Source organism: Acetobacter sp. A11-2, assembly GCF_040208445.1.
Classification (GTDB): Bacteria; Pseudomonadota; Alphaproteobacteria; order Acetobacterales; family Acetobacteraceae; genus Acetobacter; species Acetobacter oryzoeni.
On sequence record NZ_CP157843.1, the window covers coordinates 448,613 to 468,851 of the forward strand.

At 52.6% G+C, this 20,239-nt stretch carries 20 protein-coding genes and 1 riboswitch; of the genes, 10 read left to right on the top strand and 10 right to left on the bottom strand.

Annotated elements, in window-relative coordinates; translation table 11 throughout:
• Positions 1-30: 30 nt before the first annotated feature.
• Together moaB and ABNV41_RS02130 are read left to right on the top strand one after the other, a co-directional pair.
• Positions 31-669 carry a molybdenum cofactor biosynthesis protein B gene (moaB, locus tag ABNV41_RS02125; protein ID WP_196332569.1) on the top strand — a complete coding sequence of 213 codons (639 nt, stop codon included), beginning with the start codon at positions 31-33 and terminating at the stop codon, positions 667-669.
• Positions 662-1,240: a DJ-1/PfpI family protein gene (locus tag ABNV41_RS02130; RefSeq protein WP_339077014.1), complete on the top strand. Its 579-nt coding sequence runs from the start codon at positions 662-664 to the stop codon at positions 1,238-1,240. Before moaB ends, ABNV41_RS02130 begins: the two co-directional genes overlap by 8 nt.
• Before the next feature lie 53 nt (positions 1,241-1,293).
• Here ABNV41_RS02130 and folE read toward each other — a convergent pair whose 3' ends face one another.
• From folE to metZ, 3 genes are all read right to left on the bottom strand, one after another.
• Complete coding sequence (gene folE / locus ABNV41_RS02135; RefSeq protein ID WP_003624543.1) at positions 1,294-1,905, bottom strand: GTP cyclohydrolase I FolE; 612 nt, start codon at positions 1,903-1,905, stop codon at positions 1,294-1,296.
• Between the two features lie 40 nt (positions 1,906-1,945).
• Positions 1,946-2,416: a Co2+/Mg2+ efflux protein ApaG gene (gene apaG, locus ABNV41_RS02140; RefSeq protein WP_050818258.1), complete on the bottom strand. Its 471-nt coding sequence runs from the start codon at positions 2,414-2,416 to the stop codon at positions 1,946-1,948.
• A gap of 120 nt (positions 2,417-2,536) precedes the next feature.
• Positions 2,537-3,745, bottom strand: a complete 1,209-nt coding sequence (gene metZ, locus ABNV41_RS02145) for an O-succinylhomoserine sulfhydrylase (RefSeq protein WP_339077015.1) — start codon at positions 3,743-3,745, stop codon at positions 2,537-2,539.
• A gap of 110 nt (positions 3,746-3,855) precedes the next feature.
• A riboswitch (SAM riboswitch) is annotated at positions 3,856-3,935 on the bottom strand.
• A 94-nt stretch (positions 3,936-4,029) separates the two neighbouring features.
• On the opposite strand from metZ, the gene ABNV41_RS02150 reads away from it, so the two are divergent.
• Positions 4,030-5,529: a mannose-1-phosphate guanylyltransferase/mannose-6-phosphate isomerase gene (locus ABNV41_RS02150; RefSeq protein WP_339077016.1), complete on the top strand. Its 1,500-nt coding sequence runs from the start codon at positions 4,030-4,032 to the stop codon at positions 5,527-5,529.
• Between the two features lie 46 nt (positions 5,530-5,575).
• Here ABNV41_RS02150 and mutT read toward each other — a convergent pair whose 3' ends face one another.
• The 3 genes from mutT to tnpA all read right to left on the bottom strand — a co-directional run bounded on the left by mutT (position 5,576) and on the right by tnpA (position 8,264).
• Entirely contained in the window at positions 5,576-6,568 is a 993-nt protein-coding gene (mutT, locus tag ABNV41_RS02155) for an 8-oxo-dGTP diphosphatase MutT (protein WP_349934898.1), read from the bottom strand.
• A complete protein-coding gene (locus ABNV41_RS02160) occupies positions 6,561-7,679 on the bottom strand; it encodes an aromatic ring-hydroxylating dioxygenase subunit alpha (RefSeq protein ID WP_087651897.1) in 1,119 nt (372 codons plus the stop codon). The genes mutT and ABNV41_RS02160 overlap by 8 nt, the downstream gene beginning before the upstream one ends.
• A gap of 189 nt (positions 7,680-7,868) precedes the next feature.
• Complete coding sequence (tnpA, locus tag ABNV41_RS02165) at positions 7,869-8,264, bottom strand: IS200/IS605 family transposase (protein WP_339077018.1); 396 nt, start codon at positions 8,262-8,264, stop codon at positions 7,869-7,871.
• 22 nt (positions 8,265-8,286) lie between these two features.
• Here tnpA and ABNV41_RS02170 point away from each other — a divergent pair, with 22 nt between their 5' ends.
• Both ABNV41_RS02170 and ABNV41_RS02175 read left to right on the top strand, forming a co-directional pair.
• Entirely contained in the window at positions 8,287-9,354 is a 1,068-nt protein-coding gene (locus tag ABNV41_RS02170) for a transposase (protein WP_349934899.1), read from the top strand.
• Positions 9,338-9,520: a zinc ribbon domain-containing protein gene (locus ABNV41_RS02175; RefSeq protein ID WP_349934900.1), complete on the top strand. Its 183-nt coding sequence runs from the start codon at positions 9,338-9,340 to the stop codon at positions 9,518-9,520. Before ABNV41_RS02170 ends, ABNV41_RS02175 begins: the two co-directional genes overlap by 17 nt.
• Before the next feature lie 54 nt (positions 9,521-9,574).
• On the opposite strand, the gene ABNV41_RS02180 is transcribed toward ABNV41_RS02175, so the two are convergent.
• On the bottom strand, positions 9,575-10,444 hold the full coding sequence (locus ABNV41_RS02180; protein WP_124306896.1) for an ATP-binding protein: 870 nt from the start codon (positions 10,442-10,444) through the stop codon (positions 9,575-9,577).
• A 148-nt stretch (positions 10,445-10,592) separates the two neighbouring features.
• Here ABNV41_RS02180 and yajC point away from each other — a divergent pair, with 148 nt between their 5' ends.
• Entirely contained in the window at positions 10,593-10,958 is a 366-nt protein-coding gene (gene yajC, locus ABNV41_RS02185) for a preprotein translocase subunit YajC (RefSeq protein ID WP_014457073.1), read from the top strand.
• Between the two features lie 27 nt (positions 10,959-10,985).
• Here the strand turns inward: yajC and ABNV41_RS02190 are convergent, their stop codons facing one another.
• Complete coding sequence (locus tag ABNV41_RS02190) at positions 10,986-13,256, bottom strand: primosomal protein N' (protein WP_124297139.1); 2,271 nt, start codon at positions 13,254-13,256, stop codon at positions 10,986-10,988.
• A gap of 83 nt (positions 13,257-13,339) precedes the next feature.
• On the opposite strand from ABNV41_RS02190, the gene ABNV41_RS02195 reads away from it, so the two are divergent.
• From ABNV41_RS02195 to ABNV41_RS02205, 3 genes are read left to right on the top strand one after another with little or no spacing between them, the layout of a single operon-like run.
• On the top strand, positions 13,340-14,287 hold the full coding sequence (locus ABNV41_RS02195; protein ID WP_087651900.1) for a tyrosine recombinase XerC: 948 nt from the start codon (positions 13,340-13,342) through the stop codon (positions 14,285-14,287).
• A gap of 7 nt (positions 14,288-14,294) precedes the next feature.
• A complete protein-coding gene (gene pip, locus ABNV41_RS02200; protein ID WP_026019237.1) occupies positions 14,295-15,281 on the top strand; it encodes a prolyl aminopeptidase in 987 nt (328 codons plus the stop codon).
• Entirely contained in the window at positions 15,278-16,213 is a 936-nt protein-coding gene (locus tag ABNV41_RS02205; RefSeq protein ID WP_349934901.1) for a retropepsin-like aspartic protease, read from the top strand. The genes pip and ABNV41_RS02205 overlap by 4 nt, the downstream gene beginning before the upstream one ends.
• A 54-nt stretch (positions 16,214-16,267) precedes the next feature.
• Here ABNV41_RS02205 and ABNV41_RS02210 read toward each other — a convergent pair whose 3' ends face one another.
• Together ABNV41_RS02210 and ABNV41_RS02215 are read right to left on the bottom strand one after the other, a co-directional pair.
• Positions 16,268-16,732: a hypothetical protein gene (locus ABNV41_RS02210; protein ID WP_050820235.1), complete on the bottom strand. Its 465-nt coding sequence runs from the start codon at positions 16,730-16,732 to the stop codon at positions 16,268-16,270.
• A gap of 195 nt (positions 16,733-16,927) precedes the next feature.
• Positions 16,928-18,283, bottom strand: coding sequence for an ammonium transporter (locus ABNV41_RS02215; protein ID WP_408871384.1), 1,356 nt, complete (start codon positions 18,281-18,283; stop codon positions 16,928-16,930).
• Between the two features lie 457 nt (positions 18,284-18,740).
• Here ABNV41_RS02215 and ABNV41_RS02220 point away from each other — a divergent pair, with 457 nt between their 5' ends.
• Positions 18,741-20,207 carry a discoidin domain-containing protein gene (locus tag ABNV41_RS02220; RefSeq protein WP_349934903.1) on the top strand — a complete coding sequence of 489 codons (1,467 nt, stop codon included), beginning with the start codon at positions 18,741-18,743 and terminating at the stop codon, positions 20,205-20,207.
• The last annotated feature ends 32 nt before the right edge of the window (positions 20,208-20,239 follow it).

Consider the following 20,239-nt stretch of genomic DNA (forward strand, 5'->3'; position numbering starts at 1 on the left):
ATGCGATTGTAGTCGCTGTTGTGCAGTTTAATGGATTTTTTATATAAAAATAGGCCATTATTACGGCCATATGGTGCAGTTCTGCATCAGAATTATGGAGATAAGATTCTCTCAATGTCTAAAATCGATACCAACCTGCCGTTTCTTCCTGTTCGTATTGCAGTGCTTACCGTTTCGGATTCGCGCACGCTGGAAACAGATACCTCCGGCGCAGCGCTTGTTGCGCGGCTGGAAGGTGCGGGCCATGTTCTGGCTGATCGGGCCATTATCTCAGACGATGCAGACAAGATTTCCGCACAACTGCGCAAGTGGATTGCTGACCCGCAGGTGGATGTTGTTATTACAAATGGCGGCACAGGCGTAACCGGCCGTGACGTAACGCCCGAAGCGTTTGAAAGCGTGCTGGAAAAACGCATTGAAGGGTTTGGTGAGCTGTTCCGCATGCTGTCTTACCGCAAGATTGGCACATCCACCATTCAGTCTCGTGCGTTGGCAGGTGTGGCTGGTGGCACGTATCTGTTTGCGCTGCCGGGTTCTACTGGTGCGGTGAAGGATGGTTGGGATGATATTCTGGTTTTCCAGCTTGATAGCCGCCACCGGCCCTGTAACTTTGTGGAGTTGATGCCGCGTTTGCGCGAAGGCTTGAAAGGAAACGGTCATCATGACTGATGATGTCAAACTGCTGATGCTGGCAGGTGATTACGTAGAAGACTATGAAATCATGGTGCCTTATCAGGCTCTGCTTATGGTGGGGTATAAGGTGGACGTGATCTGCCCCGGTAAAAAAGCGGGCGATAAGGTGCTGACGGCAATTCATGATTTTGAAGGCGCGCAGACATACAGCGAAAAGCCCGGCCATGCTTTTGTGCTGAATGCAGATTTTGATGCCATTGATACGGATGAGTATCTGGGGCTGATTATTCCCGGTGGGCGTGCGCCTGAATATCTGCGCCTGAATGCGCGGGTGTTGGAAATTGTAAAAGCATTTGCCGATAGGCCAATTGCCGCCATTTGCCACGGGGCACAGCTTCTGGCTGCTGCAAGTATCATTAAGGGGCGTGAAGTCTCGGCTTACCCAGCCTGCCGCCCGGATGTGGAACTGGCTGGCGGCACTTACGCTGATATTCCGGTTACTGAAGCCGTAACGGATGGGGAACTGGTAACGGCCCCAGCATGGCCTGCACACCCAGCGTGGCTGGCTCAGTTCCTTAAGGTGCTGGGTGCAAATGTGAGCATCTAAGGCCCAAAGGCTTTTTCTCTCCCATCATAAACTGGATGGGAGAGATTCTTCTTTTAGAATTCGCAGGCGGCAGGGCGGTTCAGCATCGCCATCAGTTCACGCCGCGTGTCTGAGTTTTCCCGAAAAACGCCAAGCATGGTGCTGGTGACCATGGAAACACCGGGTTTGTGCACGCCGCGTGTTGTCATGCATTCGTGGGAAGATTCAATAATAACGGCAACCCCGTGCGGTTCCAGTTCATCATTGATGGTGTTGGCAATCTGGGCTGTCAGCCGCTCCTGAATTTGCAGGCGCTTGGCATAGGCATCCACCACACGTGCAAGTTTGGAAATGCCTACAACGCGCTGGCGCGGCAGATAAGCAACATGCGCCCGCCCAATAATGGGGGCCAAGTGGTGTTCGCAATGGCTTTCAAAGCGGATATCACGCAGCAGCACAATTTCATCATACCCTTCCACTTCGGAAAAGGTGCGGCGCAACAGGGCTGCGGGGTCAATCTCATACCCACAGAAAAATTCGGTGTAAGCGCGGGCAACACGGGCAGGGGTATCGTGCAGGCCTTCACGGTCCGGGTTGTCGCCAGCCCAGCGCAGCAGGGTGCGTACGGCCTGTTCTGCTTCGGCTTGTGTTGGGCGCTTGGATGTATCAGACGGAGGCACGCTCATGCCACACTCCAGAAAAAGTATAGGGATATGATGGGGCGGATTAGTGGATCTGGCGGAGCAGAAAGGGGCTGTCCAGACTGAAAGCAGGAATGCTGACATCAAACCGTCTGCCGCTGCTTTTGTCCTGCATAAGATAATGCCCGCTCATAAATCCGCCCGGCGTGGCAAGAGATGCTCCGGAGGTATATTCATACAGCGCACCGGGCTGAATAACCGGCAGTTCTCCCACTACGCCAGAACCGTGCACATATTCTGTATGCCCGGCGGTATCTGTAATGTGCCACGTACGTTCCAGAAGCTGCACAGGCTGTGTGCCATCGTTACCAATGCGGATACGATAGGCCCAGCAATAGGAATGCTCATCTGGTTCGGATTGGTCTGGCAGCCAGAATACCTGTACCTGCACGCGCACATTCTCCGTAACTGCCTCATAGACAGGTAGTGAGGAAAAGAGCTCGTTCATGGCTTCTTCTGGATCTTGCAAAAGGGGAGAAGTGGCCCAGTCGGGCATGGAATATCCTGTTTGTGGTACGGGATGGTGCTTGCACCTATCACGAACCCATCTGTTATGCCAAGCATTGTCCCTCCCGATACCTTAAAGGTGGCTCGGGAGAGGCAATGAGGGTTTTATTTAGATAGCCTGAAGGGCCGCAACACCACGGGCCAGATCGTCAATCAGATCTGCGCTGTCTTCCAGCCCGACGGAAAAGCGGATGGCGCCATCTGTAATGCCGAGTACGGCGCGGTCTTCTGCGCTCACCTTGGAATGCGTGGTTGTGGCCGGGTGCGTCACCAAAGACCGTGCATCCCCAAGGTTATTGGAAATGGCAATCAGCTTCAGTGCATCCATAAAGGCGAATGCCCCTTTCTGGCCCCCCTTTACCTCAAAGGCAATCAGGCTTCCGCTGCCGCTCATCTGGCGTTTGGCCAGTTCATACTGCGGATGATCGGCCCGGCCCGGGTAGCGCACACTTACAATGCCGGGGGCAGATGCCAGATAATCGGCCACAGCCGCAGCATTGGCTGCCATGGCGTTAACGCGCAGGGAAAGTGTTTCCAACCCTTTAAGCATCACCCATGCGTTGAAAGGTGAAAGCGCATTGCCCGTATTGCGGGTGAAAGGCTGAAGTGTTTCCGTAATCCAGTCTTTGCGGCCCAGCACAGCTCCACCCAGCACGCGGCCTTGGCCATCAATGTGCTTGGTGCAGGAATAGACAACAACATCCGCACCCAACTGAAGAGGCTTCTGGAATACAGGGGAGGCAAATACGTTATCCACCACCACAATTGCACCTGCCTTGTGGGCGAGGTCTGAAATGGCCTTGATATCCAGGATATCAAGCATGGGGTTGGATGGGCTTTCCAGCAGCACGGCGGCTGTGGGTTTGGAAAGTGCTTTTGCCCATTCGTCCGGGTTACAGCCATCTACAAAAACGGTTTCTACGCCATAACGGGGCAGAAGGTTGGCAACAATCCAGTGGCAGGAGCCAAACAGCGCGCGGGAGGCAACAACCCGATTTCCTGCTTTAACGTGGCTGAGCAGGGCGGAGGAAACTGCACCCATGCCCGTAGCCGTTGCCACACAAGCCTCTGCGCCTTCCAGATCAGCCAACCGGCGTTCTAGCGCAGCAACTGTGGGGTTGCCAAAGCGGCTATACTGATAGTGCTCTTCTTCACCACGAAAGGTGCGGGCAGCTTGTTCAGCGTTGTCATAAACAAAGCCGGAGGTCAGAAACACGGCTTCGCTGGTTTCACCATATTCCGTGCGTTCCACACCAGCATGGAGCTGACGGGTTGCGGGGCGCCACGCTTCAGAAAATGCAATCTTGTTGTCACTCATGGGTCTTTGTATCCGGTTCTGGCGTGTCAGACCAAGCAGCAGACAGGCCCATGTGCCTGCCAGAGCAGCTCAATCTCTTAAATTGACCGTGGAAACCATGACAGCCGGCCAAATGCCGTGTCAGAGCCTCTTTAGCGCGTTTCTTTTACCTCGCCGCAAGCCGGCCTTACAAATCACGAGGGCAGGGCGCAACACCTTGCTGGCAGGCAGGGTAAGCCCGGATATTGGCTATCGTCAAGTTCTGTGCAAGCAGCCTTCACAAAACAGGCTTGCGGTGATTTAACTTGGATGAATATTTCAAAAATCTGATGGATTTATGCATGTCCGGCAAGAAAGAATCAGTCACTTCTGTTTATGTAGACAATGCGCAGGAGGTTGTGCCTGTTATTCTTTCTGGCGGTTCTGGTAGCCGCTTGTGGCCGGTTTCTCGCGGGAGCTATCCCAAGCAGTTCTGGCCGTTGCTGACAGAAAAAACCCTGTTGCAGGAAACGGCTCTGCGTGGTGTGGCAGCCAAGCTGTGCAGCCCAGTGGTGATCTGCAATGCTGAACATCGTTTTATTATAGCGGAACAACTGAGGGATGTAGGCGTGCAGGACGCCCGCATTGTGCTGGAACCTGTGGGCCGCAATTCAGCTCCGGCTATTGCCGCCGCAGCTTTTTTGACAGCAGAAAAAGATCCCGATGCCGTATTGTGGGTTATGGCTGCAGATGCTGCCATAACGGATACGCAGCGGTTATATAAGGCATTGGAAAGTGCTGTTCAGGCCGCCCAAGCTGGATACGTTGTGACATTTGGTATGAAGCCCTCCCGCCCTGAAACGGGGTACGGATACATAGAGGAAGGGGCACCACTGCCCGATCTTTCTGGCGTATGCCGTGTAGCGCGGTTTGTTGAAAAACCGGATGTGCAAACAGCGCATCAGTTTTTGGAAAGTGGCAAGTATTTGTGGAACTCGGGCATGTTTGTTACGCGTGCCGGTACGTTTTTACATGAACTCCAAAAATACGAACCCGAATTATATGAATGCGTGCGTCAAGCTGTAGAAAAACGCCAGACAGACATGGATTTTGAACGTCTGGATGTGGAGAGTTTTAAAAAATCTCCTGATATTTCAGTTGATTACGCGGTAGCAGAGCGCACGGACAAAGCCGCTGTGGTGCCTGCTGATTTTGGGTGGTCCGATATCGGAAGCTGGGATTCCTTATGGGAACTCAGCGCGAAGGACGAAAACGCCAACGCGGTTTATGGCAACGTGATGCTGGAGGATGTGCACAATTCTTACATTCGCACAGATGGCACGTTGACCGTAGCACTGGGTGTTGAAAATCTGACCATTGTGGTGACACAGGATGCCGTAATGGTTGCGCATAAGGATCGTGCGCAGGATGTTAAAAATATTGTCCAGCGCCTGAAGGCAGAAGGCCGTACAGAAGCAACAGATCATGCCCGCATATATCGGCCGTGGGGGTTTTATGAGGGCCTTACGCAGGGAGACCGCTTTCAGGTTAAGCGCATTGTGGTGAACCCGGCGCAGAAGCTTTCTTTGCAAAAGCATTTTCATCGGTCAGAACACTGGGTGGTGGTGGAAGGTACAGCGCTTGTAACCCGTGGAGATGAGGAAATTCTCGTGCGGGAGAATGAAAGCGTTTACCTGCCGGTTGGTATGCTGCACCGGCTGGAAAACCCTGGCCGTATCCCGCTTACGCTTATTGAAGTGCAGTCTGGCCCCTATCTGGGGGAAGACGATATTGTGCGTGTGCAGGATTTGTATAGCCGGGAATAGGCATGACAGGAGGCCTGCAGAAGGCCAAATCTGTTCCTGATAATTTTTAAAGCAATGCCTGAAGCAGCGGAATAAACGGCAGGTCGGCTTCGGGCATGGGGTATTTGCGCAGATCCTGCGGAGCAACCCATGCCAGTTTCTGCCCTTCCTTGGGGATGGGCGTGCCTTGCCAGCGCCGACAGACATAAAGCGGCATCAGCAGGTTAAATGTCGGGTAAGAATGGGAGGCAAAGGTAAACGGCGCCAAACAGGCGCGGGACATATCAAGCCCCAGTTCTTCATGTAGTTCGCGCACCAAGGCGGCTTCTGGCGTTTCCCCGGCTTCTATTTTGCCACCTGGAAACTCCCATAGGCCTGCCATGCTTTTCCCTTCCGGACGGCGGGCGAGCAAAATGCGGCCTTGTGCATCAATAAGAGCTGCGGCGGAAACCAGAACCAGCTTTTTGGGGGCAGATGATGCGGGAGTTGATGCTGAGGCGCGGCGTGCATCCTGCATGTGGCGCGTGGTTTCAAAAACCAGCATGGGCTGTTCGCTCCCGCGGGAGGCAAAAACCTGTTTGTCTGTTCCGATTTGCTGAAAACTCACATGTTCCAGCACACGGGCAGAGGCAACATTATCTACGGCCACATGTGCGCGGATACTGGAAATTTCCAGATGCGCCAGCGCCCAACTGGTAACGCGTTCGGCAGCGCGGGTGGCAATGCCTTGCCCCCAGTAGGGGCGGCCAATCCAATACCCTAACATGCCAATACGTGCAGAATTGGCTGGGGCTTGAATACCCAAGCCAATACAGCCAATAAAAGTGCCATCCTTATCCAGAATGGCAAAATGATACCCTTCTCCTTTTTGCTGCATCTGCTGAGTGGAAGCTATCCAGCTATCTGCCAGTTCTCGCGGGTATGGAAAAGGCAGACGGCTGAGCATCCGCACCACTTCCCAGTCATTCACCAGATGGTGAAGGGCAGGGGCATCCTGCGCACAAAGCGGACGCAGGTGATAGGGTGGGGCTTCCAGTTCGGTCGGGGCAGTATCAGGCATTGGGTTTAGGCGTTTGCGCTGGTTCTGGGGGAATGCCGCATTCGGTCAGAAGTTCACGCAGGGCGTTGATAACGGGGAAAACCTCTACGTTGTGGTCACCACCCAGTTCGCGCCACGCGTTCTGCTCCAGTTCCACAATTTCGCGGTCTTCGGCAAAAATGCGGTTGGTAAAGGCTACAAGGAAAGGCCACGCAATATCCAGCAAACTACCAATTTTGGGCCGCTTGACGGAAAGCAGGCCAAAGGTGCGGTTGGTAAGTTCATCTGCGCTTTGCGGCACATAAACAATCCACAAATCCATCACCGGATCTTCATCTCCGGTCTGGATGCGCAGGGTTTGATACGGATATTCCGTACGAATGGTCATGACATCGCGATGCTGGAACTTTTCCGAAGAATCGCGGCGTTCACCAAAAATCAGGGCTTCACCAAAAGGCTGTTTGCCGCCAGTACGGGCAAAGCTATAGCGGGCTTCCACCAGCTTTGGCTCACGCTTCTGGCCCAAAAAGCGAGGCTTCATCTGCCCCATTTGTTTGGAGTGCATGAACTGATGATTCATATCCATCAGGTTTTCATGCATGAAGCTGTAATGGCAGCCAATGGTAGTGCCAAAGTAACGGGTTTTGTAGGCCGGGTTGCTGGCACGGGCCAGATGCGCGGGCAGGGGTACGGTGTCTGCTTTTTCCGGGTCACCGGGAAAAACAAAGATCATGCCGTCCTGTTCCCGGCAGGGGAAGGTGCGTACGCCGTTAGGTAGTTTGCCCTTGCCCAGATAGGGCACATCAATGCATCGGCCAGACCGGCCATAGGCCCAGCCGTGATAGCAGCATTTAACAGAGGCGCCTTCTACCGTGCCTTTGCTGAGAGGCACCTGCCGGTGGGCGCAGCGGTCTTCCAATGCAAACACGGGGCCTGCATCCGGGCGCACCAAAGCAATAGGTGTGCCAGCATAGCGCGTGCCAATGGTTTTGCCGGGCTTAAGCTCCCGAGACCACGCAACAGGGTACCAGTAGTCCGGGTTGGATCTGACGCGCCGCAGATCTATTTTACCCTTTCTGGCTTCAACAGCCAGTTCTTGGGTGGAGGAATCGGTCTGAGCGGTCTGATCCATTTCGCCTCAAATCACAAAGAATACCTGTGCGGCGCCGTTTTGATGCCGCTGTTGCGAATGCTATCTCAACTCATCGTGACGCAAGAAGCAAGACAGGAGCGCATGGCTGACCCATTTGTGTAGGCCCGCAAGCTCCGGCGTTCAGGCCGGAGATAGGGCCGTTCCGACCATTTAGTCAGGGGTTCTCTGCTATTCGATATACTGTCGGATGATAGAGAGCGGGGCACCGCCACAAGACGCTGCAAAATAGCTGGGCGACCAGAGGACCCCGCGCCAATAGCGGCGGGTAAGCGCTGGATGCATCTGCCGTAACCTGCGGCTTGAGACCCCTTTGAGGCTGTTCACGAGAACCGACAAAGCCACCTTGGGCGGATAGTGCACGAGAAGATGCACATGATCGTCCTCTCCGTCGAATTCAACCAGATGGGTTTCGAAGTCTGTGCAGACCTTTTCGAAAACCGTTTGCATATCTTTCAGTATCGCGGCGGTGAAGACACGGCGGCGATATTTTGTCACGAAGACCAAATGGGCATGAAGCGTAAAAACACAGTGTCTTCCACGCCTATAGTCGTTGTCATCATCCATAGACTGATGTTATCTTTTAAAGATGATCCAGCGCAAGGCCAACATCTACCGGCTCTACCCGGACGCGGAGCAGAGGCTTGCGCTGGCCCGGATCGCCGGAGCATGTCGCGCGGTCTATAATCTCGCGCTGGAACAGAGGCGGGATTGGTGGCAGCGCCATAAGGATAGAACCGGCAAATCAATTTCGTTTGCCGGTCAATGTCGTGAACTCACCGATCTGCGCCGCGATGTGGACTGGTTGCGCGAAGCGCCGATCCACCCGCTACAACAAGCCTTGCGCGATCTCGACCGCGCCTATCAGAGCTTCTTCTCCGGGCGGTCTGGCTATCCATCGCCCCGTCGAAAGGGCCTGCACGACAGTTTCCGTTTTCCCGATCCGGCCTCGCTGCGTGTAGAGCGGACCGGAAAGAAGACCGGGCGCATCAAGCTCCCCAAACTCGGATGGGTTGCTTTCCGGGGCTGGTACGCTCTGCCCGGTATGATCCGCAACATCACCCTGTCCCGGCGGGCTGGGCAGTGGTTCGCGTCTGTCCAGTGGGAGCGCGAAGTAGAAGGGTCTGTCCCGTCTAGCTTGCCTGCGGTCGGGATCGACATGGGCGTGGCCGTGTTCGCCGCCATGAGTAATGGCGAGACCGTCGCGCCGGGCGACTTCGGGAAGAAGGCCATGCGTGCGCTCCGCAAGGCGCAACGCGCCGTCTCTCGCAAAAAGAAGGGCAGCGCCAACCGGCGCAAGGCCGTGCGGCGCGTGCAGACCCTGCATGCCCGCGTGGCCAATGCCCGCAAGGATTTCCTCCACAAACTCAGCACGACCATCGCCAAGAACCACGGCACGGTCGTTGTGGAGGCATTGCAGGTGCGGAGCATGTCCGCATCAGCCAGAGGCTCGGTCGAAGAACCGGGTCGCAATGTCCGGCAGAAAGCCGGGCTCAACCGCAGTATCCTCGATCAGGGATGGCGGATGTTCCGCACCCTGTTGGGATACAAGCTGGCAGATAGAGGCGGGAAACTGGTTGAAGTGCCAGCCGCCTATACCAGCCGCCTATACCAGCCAGACCTGCTCAGTCTGTGGACGTGTGGACCCGGCAAATAGGGCCAGTCAGGCACGTTTCGTCTGCACCGCCTGCGGACACACTGAAAACGCGGACATCAACGCCGCAAAGAACATCCTACGGCGGGCGGACTGCCCGTTGAAGCCTGTGGAGGGACACCGCATCAGGCGGCCCAATGAAGCAGGAAGCACCAGGAGGGCAGCTTAATGCATGCCCATACCGGAACCATCGGCCTTCAGGCCGGTGAGCATGTCAGAGAAATTAATGTTCTGCCAGCTCTGCCGTCAGGTCCTCAATAAACTGGAAAGCCACACGTCCGGAGCGGCTTCCGCGTGTAATTGCCCACTCATTGGCGCGGGCCATCAGGTCCGCGTCGGCAATGGGCAGGTTACGTTCACGCGCATAGCTCTGCACCATGTCTGCAAACGTATCCTGTTCACAAGCATAAAAACCAAGCCAGATGCCAAACCGGTCTGAAAGCGAGACTTTTTCTTCTGTGGCTTCGGAGGGATTGATGGCGGTTGCGCGTTCATTTTCAATCATGTCCCGCGGCATCAAATGGCGACGGTTGGATGTGGCGTAGAACAGAACATTTTCTGGCCGCCCGGCAATGCCGCCATCCAGAACGGATTTCAGCGCCTTGTAATCCCGGTCTTCCTTTTCAAAGGACAGATCATCGCAGAACAGAATAAAGCGGCGCGGGTTTTCCCGCAGCAGGCTGAGCAGCAGTGGCAGGGTTGCCAGATCTTCGCGCTGAATTTCAATCAGGGCAATCGCGCCCTTACCGGGGGTGCATGGTTTGCCATCAACCTGATTGGCCAAGGCGTGTGCGCCTTTTACCAATGAGGATTTACCCATGCCACGAGCGCCCCAGAGCATGGCGTTGTTGGCGGGCAGGCCACGGGCAAAGTGCTCTGTGTTTTCAATCAGGATCTTGCGTTGCAGATCCACCCCGCGCAGCAGATCAACCGGCACATGTGCAACATGAGGCACAGGCAGAAGGCGCCCGCGTTCTGGCAGCCAGACAAAGGCATCGGCGGTATCCACCCCTTCCAGCGTGGCTGGTGGAGGAGAAAGCCGCTCCAGAGCAGAGGCAATGCGTTCCAGAACAGGGAGTGTCGGTGTATCCATCTGGGTATCTATCCTGTTTGTCGCCGGTCGTTGGTTATAAAATTACGGGCCGTAAGGCGTTTTCATCCGTGCAGGTGCTTGACGCACGAGGATTGAAAATTATGGTCACTTTCTCTGTTTTCGCAACACGCCTTTCAGGAAAGTCTGCTTGATGTCCAATTTCCTTATTCCCGCCGCCTATGCCCAAAGCGCTGGAGGTGCCGGTGGGGGCTCTAGCCTGATGTCCTTCCTGCCGTTTGTGGCTGTTTTTGCGATTATGTATTTTTTGCTGATCCGTCCGCAGCAAAAACAGCAGAAGCAGCTTAAGGCAGAACTCAAAGCCCTCCGCCGTGGAGACCGGATTGTAACGGCTGGTGGCGTTGTGGGTATTGTTCAGCGCGCCAAGGAAGATTCGGAAGAAGTAGAAGTGGAAATCGCGCCAAACGTGCGTGTTATGGTGCTGCGCGGCACAATTTCCACAGTGCTGACCAGCACCGCCAAGCCCGCAAACGATACAGCAACCGCAAAAAAGTAAGCTTTTCTGGCTTAATGTGCAGAAACGTCAGAGAAAGGAAACGGGGTCTATATCTACGTCCACTTTGGCGTTTCTGTTCAGGTTTACCATACCCAACCAGCGGCGCAGGATAGGTTGCACCGCAATATTGCGATGTGTGCGTAGCAATAGCCGTCTGCGGTGCCGCCCACGCAATACGGCCAGCGGCGCTGGGGCCGGGCCAAGCACCTGTATACCCTCTCCATAAGGTGCGGTGCGGCCCAGTTGGGCGGCGGCTTCATCTGCTGCAACAGGTGTATCTGCACTTACAATTAAAGCAGCTAATCGCCCGTAAGGGGGCCAGAACCCCGGTTTACGCTGTGCGGCCTCCTGCTGCATGAAGGCATCAAAATCCCCCGAAAGCAGTGCCTGCATCACCGGATGTTCAGGGGCATAGCTTTGCAGAATAACCCGCCCGGGGGAGGACGCTCGGCCAGCACGGCCTGCCACCTGATGTAAAAGCTGGATCGTACGTTCTCCAGCCCGCAGGTCTGCCCCGCCAAGCCCGAGGTCTGCATCCACCACGCCAACCAGAGTAAGGTGCGGAAAGTGCCACCCTTTGGCAACAATCTGCGTGCCGATAATCAGGTCCACTTCCCTGCGCGAGATTTTGGCAACAGCTTCCGCTGTGGCGGCTGGGCCGCCAAGTGTATCGCTAGACATCACCAGCAAACGGGCATCAGGGAACAGTTGGCGAGCTTCTTCCGTAATGCGTTCAATGCCCGGGCCTATGGCGGTCAAACTGTGGTCAGAACCACATTGCGGGCAAGCAGGGGGCATGGGTTCTGTGTGATCGCAATAATGGCAGGAAAGCACCTTGCGGTTGCGGTGCTCCACCAGCCATGCCGTGCAATGCGGGCACTCCATACGGTGCCCACAGGATCGGCACAGTGTCAGAGGGGCATAGCCGCGCCGGTTGAGAAACAGCATAACCTGCTCCTGCCGTTCCAGCGTGGCGCCAATATCTTCCACCAGTTCGGGGGAGAGAAAAAGCCCTCTGGGCGGGGGATGATCACGCAAATCCAGCACGCGGGTTTCTGGCAATTCTGCCCCTCCGTGCCGGGTGGGCAGAACAAGGTGTCGATACCGTCCAGCCTCTACGTTTGCCAGTGTTTCCAAGCTAGGGGTGGCGGAAACCACAACCACAGGAAAACGCGCCAGCCGCCCACGCACTACGGCCATATCTCGCGCATTGTAGATGACGCCTTCTTCCTGCTTGAACAGGGCTTCATGCTCTTCATCCACAATAATCAGGCCGAGATTATGGAAGGGCAGAAACAGGGCAGAGCGGGCTCCCACAATGACAGAGGCAGAACCATCTGCTGCCCCAAGCCACGTAAGCCTACGCGCGCGCTGCCCGATTTCGGAGTGCCATACAGCAGGTTGCACGCCAAAACGGCGGGAAAAACGTTCCATCCATTGGGCGGAAAGAGCAATTTCGGGCAGAAGGATAAGGGCTTGTTTGCCCTGTTCCAAACATTCGGCAATGGCTTCCAGGTAGATTTCTGTTTTGCCAGAACCGGTAACCCCTTCCAGCAAGGTTACGGAAAAACGATTTTCCGTAACAGTTTGGCGTAAGCCCACAGCGGCACTTTGCTGCTCACCTTCCAGCACAGGTGGGTTGTAGTGGGCATCGGGCTGGCCAAATGGGCGTTCTGGCCCAAGGGAAACAGGGCGCAGCACGCTGGCATTGGCAAGCCCCTTTACCACGCCAGCACTTATGCCCGTGGCATTGGTAATATCTGTGGTGGTGCGGTGGTTGCCATCTGCCAGAAGGTCCAGCACCTTTTGGCGTGCAGGGGTAAGGCGCAGAGCGTTCAGATCAGGGTTTTCTGCCAAGGCCCAACCCATTGTGGGGGTAGGGGCTGCGCGCATATGCAACCGTAAGGTCATGGCCAGCACCATACCCGGAGGGGTAAGCGTATAAGCGGCCACCCAATCTATGAACTGGCGCAGTTCTGCTGATAAAGGCGGCAGATCAAGCCGGCAGACCACAGGGCGCAGGCGTGCCGCATCCACCTTTTTTTCTGTGGCTGGTGGGGCCAGATCGGCGGGAAGTGAAGATGTTGCATCCCATACCACGCCGGTTTCCTGCCGCTTACCCAGTGGGGCGACAACGATATCACCGGGTTGCAAATTCATATCTGCGGGCGCGCGGTAATCAAAAGGCCCGGCAAAAGGCATGGGCAACAGCACGGAAATGCGTGTGGTGCTGCAAGCACTGGCCGTTAAGTTGCCAGAATCCTGCATAGGTATATTGGGGAAGGGTTTCTGCGCCATCAGGATTTGGTTGTAATGCTGCCCACAAGGAAAGAACAGGGGAGAAAAAGCGCATCAAGCTTTCTGCCCGACAGAGGAAGATCATGACTGCTGAAGAAGCTGTTCAGAAATTTCTGGAGTGGATGGCTGTAGAAAAACAGGCATCTCCCCTGACAATTGAGGCCTATCAAGGCGATCTAGCCCGTTTTTTAGGGTTTATGACCACGCATCTGGATGGCCTGCCGGATATGATCGGCTTGGGCTTGATAAGCCTACGGGATTTTCGTGCATGGTTGGCTTATGAGCAGGCCGAGGCCAGCAAACCCACGGCACGCAAAACATCATCAGATCAGGCCACCCGCACACGTGCACGCCGTGTTTCTGCCGTAAGGTCTTTCTTCAAATATCTGGCGCGCAGGCAGGGGGTAGAAAACCCGGCCATTCAATTACTCAGCACACCGCGCACCAAAAAGCCTCTACCACGCCCTTTGGCTAAAGATCAGGCTTTGGCAGCCCCGGAAGATATTTCTGATTTGGCGCAAACACCCATGGAACAGCAGCGAAATGCCGCGTTGTTTCTGCTTTTATATGGGTGTGGTTTGCGTATTTCTGAAGCTTTGAACCTGAATATTGCCGATCTGGATGTTATGCGCAGCAGCAATGTACTGCGTATATTGGGCAAAGGCGGCAAGGAACGCCTTGTGCCGGTGCTGCCCGTTGTGCAGCAGGCGCTGGAAGCGTGGCGCACACGCCATCCAGCCCCAACCCCAGATGCCCCTTTGTTTGTAGGAATAAGGGGCAAGCGCCTCCAACCAGCCATAGCCCAGAAAGCCATGCGGGAATGGCGGCATCTTTCTGGCTTGCCAGATTATGTAACACCCCACGCGCTACGCCATTCCTTTGCAACCCATCTGATGGAAGGTGGGGCGGATTTGCGTGTTATTCAGGAGTTGCTGGGCCATGCCAGCCTCTCCACCACACAGCGTTACACACTGGCAGATGAGGCCCGCTTGCTGGATGTCTGGACGCGGGCGCATCCGCGTGCACAATGAGGTCAGAATGCAAAATAAGGAACACACCGGCATGATACAGGCGTTGCGTGCACCGTGGCCCGAAATCGAACCCTATGCCCACGGTTATCTGGATACGGGGGAAGGGCATCAGATCTATTGGGAGCAGTGCGGCAACCCGGATGGTGTGCCGGTTGTGTTCCTACACGGTGGCCCGGGTGGAGGCTGCTCACCCTCCCAACGGCGGCTGTTTGATCCGGCGCGTTACCGCATTGTGCTGTTTGACCAGCGTGGGTGTGGCCGTTCGCTGCCTCATGCTTCGTTGGAAGCAAACACAACATGGCATCTGGTTGCAGATATTGAGCGCCTGCGTGAAATGTGCGGGGTAGAGAAATGGGCCGTATTTGGCGGCTCATGGGGTTCTACATTGGCATTGGCTTATGCCGAAACACATCCAGACCGTGTAACTGCGCTCATGCTCCGCGGCATCTTCACCCTGCGGCGGGCCGAATTACTGTGGTACTATCAGGAAGGTGCCTCCTGGCTTTTCCCTGATAAGTGGGAGGATTTTCTGGCACCGATTCCACCCGCAGAGCGTGGGGATATGATGGCTGCGTACCGCAAGCGCCTGACATCTGATGATCTTGCTGTTCGTCTGGAAGCGGCTCGGGCCTGGAGTTTGTGGGAAGGGCGCACATTAACCTTGCTGCCATGCCCGGAAATGGAAGTGCAGCATGATGAAGCTGATTATGCGCTCGCATTCTCCCGTATTGAAAACCATTACTTTGTGCATGGGGGCTGGCTGGAAGAAGGTCAGCTTATTCGGGATGTCGGGCGGATCCGCCATATTCCTACAGTGATTGTGCAGGGGCGCTACGATATGGCAACGCCGGTACGCACAGCGTGGGATTTGCACAAGGCATGGCCGGAAGCCGATTTCCACTTAATTGATGCCGCAGGTCATGCCTTGTTTGAGCCCGGTATTTTGACGGCGTTGCTGAATGCAACAGACCGTTTTGCGCGGGAACTGGCATGAAACGTCCGATACTTGCGTGCGCCCTCATAATGGGTGGAGGAGCCAGTGTATCGCTTGGTGGTATTTCCGCAGCTTATGCTGCTGATGGATGCCATAAGCTGGTAGCACGCGTGGCGTTGCGGAATGATCAGGGCTTTCTGAACATCCCTGTTAGCGTGAATGGCCATGCTGTCAGCATGATTGTGGATACAGGTTCGGAGGGGAGCCTTATCTCACCTGAGGCTGCCTCACTTTTTGCCGCCCAGCGGGATAAAAGTGTGCACACGGTTGTGCGGGGCACCGGGGGTATTGGGCGGATTGTGCCCAATGCAATTGTCAGATCCTTTCGCGCACAGAATGTCGAGTTTGGCCCTGTTTCCATTCCGGTGGATACATTGCCCGCAGTGCCTCAAACAGAGCCTGAAGTGGAGGGCCTTATGGGGGGAGATCTGCTCTCCCGCTATGATGTGGAGTTTAACGTAGCAGGGGGCACTCTGTCTTTCTGGTCTGCCAATTCAGCAGATTGCACTGGGCCGGAAGGGTGGCGTTACATTTATCGTGCGGTGCCGTTGCAGGCAAAAGGCCAGCGGGTGGTGGCGGAAGTTACGTTGGATGGTACAAAGCTTAAGGCGCTGGTGGATAGTGGGGCACGCTCACGCATTGTCTCAATAGGTGCGGCGGAGCGTATTGGTGTTTCCCGCCAAGCCTTGGCGGCTGATCCGGGGGGAATGACAACCGGGGTAGATGGGCACCAGCAGATTTATCACTGGCACAAGTTTCATCTGTTCCAGATTGGGCAGGAACAGGAAAAATCTCCGGTTCTCACGGTTGCTCCCGTGCATGATACCGTAGATATGCTTTTGGGATCAGATTGGTTTGCTGCGCATCGTGTCTGGATATCTTACCGCACACATACGCTGTATGTCATGCCGGCACCGCAGGCGCACCGTTAATATAAAAAACAAAAGGCAGAAGAATATAATTTCTTCTGCCTTCTGAGCGTTAGATTATTCGCCTTTTAGGCGCTTGTTGCATTCGCTGTAATAACCGCCGCCTTTCTGAATCCATTTCATGTTGCCATTGGCATTGCTGGATTTGTTGGTGTGGTACTGATCCAGGCAGGTTTTCATGCGGGCTTTACCAGCACTCAGCTTGGAATACTGAGGATCGACCGCAGAAGGGAAGGTAGCGCCAGAAGCACTTACAGCAGCAGGTGCAGCTGGTTTGGCAGCTTCTGGTGTGGTTTCTGCTGGTTTGCTGGTGGCGGCAGGAGCAGCCTCTGCCGTGGTGGCATCACAGTTGGCGGCTTTAAATGCTTTAAATGTCTGGCCATTAAGCGTGTTTTCCGCTTTGGCTTCCTTGAATTTTGCGTGGCATTCCTTGGCCGTCAGTGCATGGGCGCTAGGAGCGGCAAGAGCAGTTGCGCAACCAAGCAGTAATGCAGCCAAGCCGGTGCGTGCAGAAAAGTTCATAAAATAAAACCTCATGCAAAGGGGCGAATCAAAAAACGACCCGATGCCGTTTTTTTACTCCCGTAAATAGTATCGCAAACTGTGGCAGCGAAATGAATGGGGGATGATATTTTTATGAGAAAAACAAAAACCCCCTCCCGAATAAACGGGAGAGGGCTTTGTATAACTGGTAGAACCCGACGTGTTTGAGAAGGGTTAGTCGTTAATACGTTCCCCATGCAGGGACATATCCAGACCTTCCAGTTCTTCATCGGGTGTAACGCGTAGACCGATAACCAGATCAACCACTTTCAGGATGATGAAGGATACAACAGCACACCATACAATGGTCACCAGCACGGCTTCTGTCTGCACGATAAGCTGATGCACAGACCCCGTAATGCCGGAGGGGTTTGAATCTGTTGCAGAAAGCGGGCCATACGCAAACAGGCCGGTTAGCAGTGCACCAACAATACCGCCTACACCATGCACGCCAAAGGCATCCAAACTGTCATCATAGCCCATCATGTGCTTCAGGGATGTAGCACCCCAGTAGCAGACAACGCCTGTAATCAGGCCGATAATCAGTGCGCTGCCCGGCAGCACAAAGCCAGCAGCAGGTGTGATAGCCACCAGACCACCAACAGCGCCAGAAATAACACCCAGCACAGTTGGTTTGCCAGAGCGCAGCCATTCAACCAGCATCCAGGATACGCCAGCACCAGCAGCGGCAATCTGGGTAGCGGCCATGGCCATACCTGCGCGCCCATTGGCACCTACGGCAGAACCGGCGTTAAAGCCAAACCAGCCAACCCACAGCAGGGAAGCGCCAATAACGGCATATGTCAGGTTGAAGGGAGAGAGATCATCCTGCCCGTAACCTTTACGGCGCCCCAGCACCAGAGCGCACACCAAGCCAGCAACACCAGCGTTAATATGCACAACCGTGCCACCGGCAAAGTCTGCTGTGCCAAGGCCGCCCAGCCAACCGATAGGGCTCCAGACCCAATGTGCGATAGGGGCATATACGATCAGGGACCAGATGATGGAGAATACGCACATGGCGCTGAACTTCATGCGTTCAGCATAGGCACCCGAGATCAGGGCCGGAGTGATGATGGCAAATGTCATCTGGAACATCATGAAGATGCTCTCAGGAATGGTCATCGTTGTGGCGTTGGGGGAATCTGCGCCGAGGGTAAAGCCGATATCCGCACCATTATGAATGTTGGCACCGATACCGTTCAGGAACATACGGCCCAATCCGCCAATCCACGGAGAGCCTGTGGTGAAGGCCAGGGAATACCCGGCAACCATCCAGACAATGGAGATAATGCAGCACAGGGCAAAGGATTGCATAAGTGTTGCCAGCACGTTCTTTTTACGTACCATGCCAGCATAAAACAGCGCCAGACCGGGAATTGTCATCATCAGCACAAGGGCTGTGCTGGTTAACATCCATGCGGTATCGCCGGTATCGATTGCAGGAGCGCTATTTTCAGCAAAACATTTGGTACTACTAATTACGGATATTATTAGCGTGTAGATAACACTTAATCTAGCGTTGCACATGATTTTCTGAATGATCATGCTGATGCCTTCTCCTGAAAGGGGAGCGAAAAACCCAAAACTTAATAGCTTATTATAATGGGAATATATGCGCTGCGCAATTTATATCTGATTCGAAATGATGTCTTTGTGTAATAAAATCACGTTTATGATAATATGATATAATTATGAAAAATTCACATTATGGAAACATTAATTTTATTTAAATGACAATTAAGTATTTTTTATGAATTATTTTAATTGAGGAAAGGTTATTTATTTAGGTCCATTTGGAGGGTTTATATTTAAACGTGAATTTAGTATTTTTCGTTGTATACAACGAAAAATACTAATAAGTGCTTGTGTAAAATTTTTCAGAAGACTTTAATCATATTTTGTAATATAAGAATTTTAGTGTAAGTTAATCAAAATTAACTGAAATATGTTGGTATATTTAATTATTGCAAGGGGGGAGTGTTAAATGGTCAAGATTTATGATTGTTTCTTATTTTCAAATGAAATTGATTTATTGACTGTAAGGTTTAATCAGTTATACAATATTATTGATTATTTTGTCATATGTGAGGCGGGTTATACATTTACAGGACAAAAAAAAGATAAAGTTTTCAAAAACAATAAACATCTCTTTAATGATTTTTTGGATAAAGTTATTTACTTAGAGATTGATGAATTTCCAGAAAATGTTCCAAATGAAAAGAAAGAATTTTATCAAAAAGAATTCCTTCTTACTGGTTTAAAGTCTATTGAAAGTGATGATCTTATTATTTTTGGTGATGTAGATGAGATTCCTAAAAAAGAAGCAATTGAACGAGCCATGCGTTTTGATGGTGTTTCTCATTTGCGTATGGATATGTATCAATATTTTATAAATATGTTTTATGGAGATAATTGGCTCGCTCCATATATTGTGCAATATAAATATATTAATAAACTAACCTCAGTTAGTCCTGAAATTGGCGGAGGGATGAATTACGCTCGTTGGCATATGGAGGCAATGACACGAGATGCTGATATTCCATATCAGATTATCGATAAATCCGGTTGGCATTTTACATTTATAGGTGGTATAAAAGTTATTCTTGAAAAGATTAATTCTTATTCTCATGCTAACGATTATTGGCCAAGTATGATGCGAGATGAAAAACGTTTGCAGCAGGTATTGGATATTGGAATTAAAATTTGGACACCTGATGAATTGGTAAGTTACGTACCTGTAGATAACAGATTTCCTGAATATATTGTAAAAAATCAGAAAGAACTTACCAAAAAAGGTTTAATTCGGGATATTTTTGAAGCGTATAAATCTTTACAACATGCATATATGGATATTCGTAAGCGTCTTTGTTTCTCAAATTTGGATACGGATAAAACCTTTGAGGACTTTGGAAATTTAAAGCCATTAGAATATTTGCAATATATCGGCTTACCAAGCGTAAAATTGGAATATCTGCATAGTCCTACTCCTAAAGGGAGATTGATCAGTTCTGACTGTAATGCAACTCAAAGTTCTATTAGTCCTTGGTCACATTGTCAGACGGTAGAAGAAGATGCGATGCAAGCATTACATGGGTATCCAAATGGAAATTACAGTTTCCATACGAATAATGATGAATCTCCATGGTGGGAAGTTGATTTAGGCAAAGAGCAGGATATTTCTGAAATTCGCATTTTTAACAGAGTTTTTCCGCTGGATGCCATGCAAGACCTGCAAAGGCGAGCTCAAGGATTACAAATTTATTTTTCTCATGATAGAGAGAATTATGATTGTGTTTACAGTCATCAGTCTGAGGATTTAATAGGCGGTATTAATGGTTCGCCGTTAATATTTGTTCCTAAAAATTTGAAGTTTGCCCGATATGTTAAATTACAATTATCAGGAAGGAATTTCTTCCATTTAGATAAGATTTATATATATGGAGAAAAGTAGTGTTATTGTATTAAATATATTATTGATAGTTA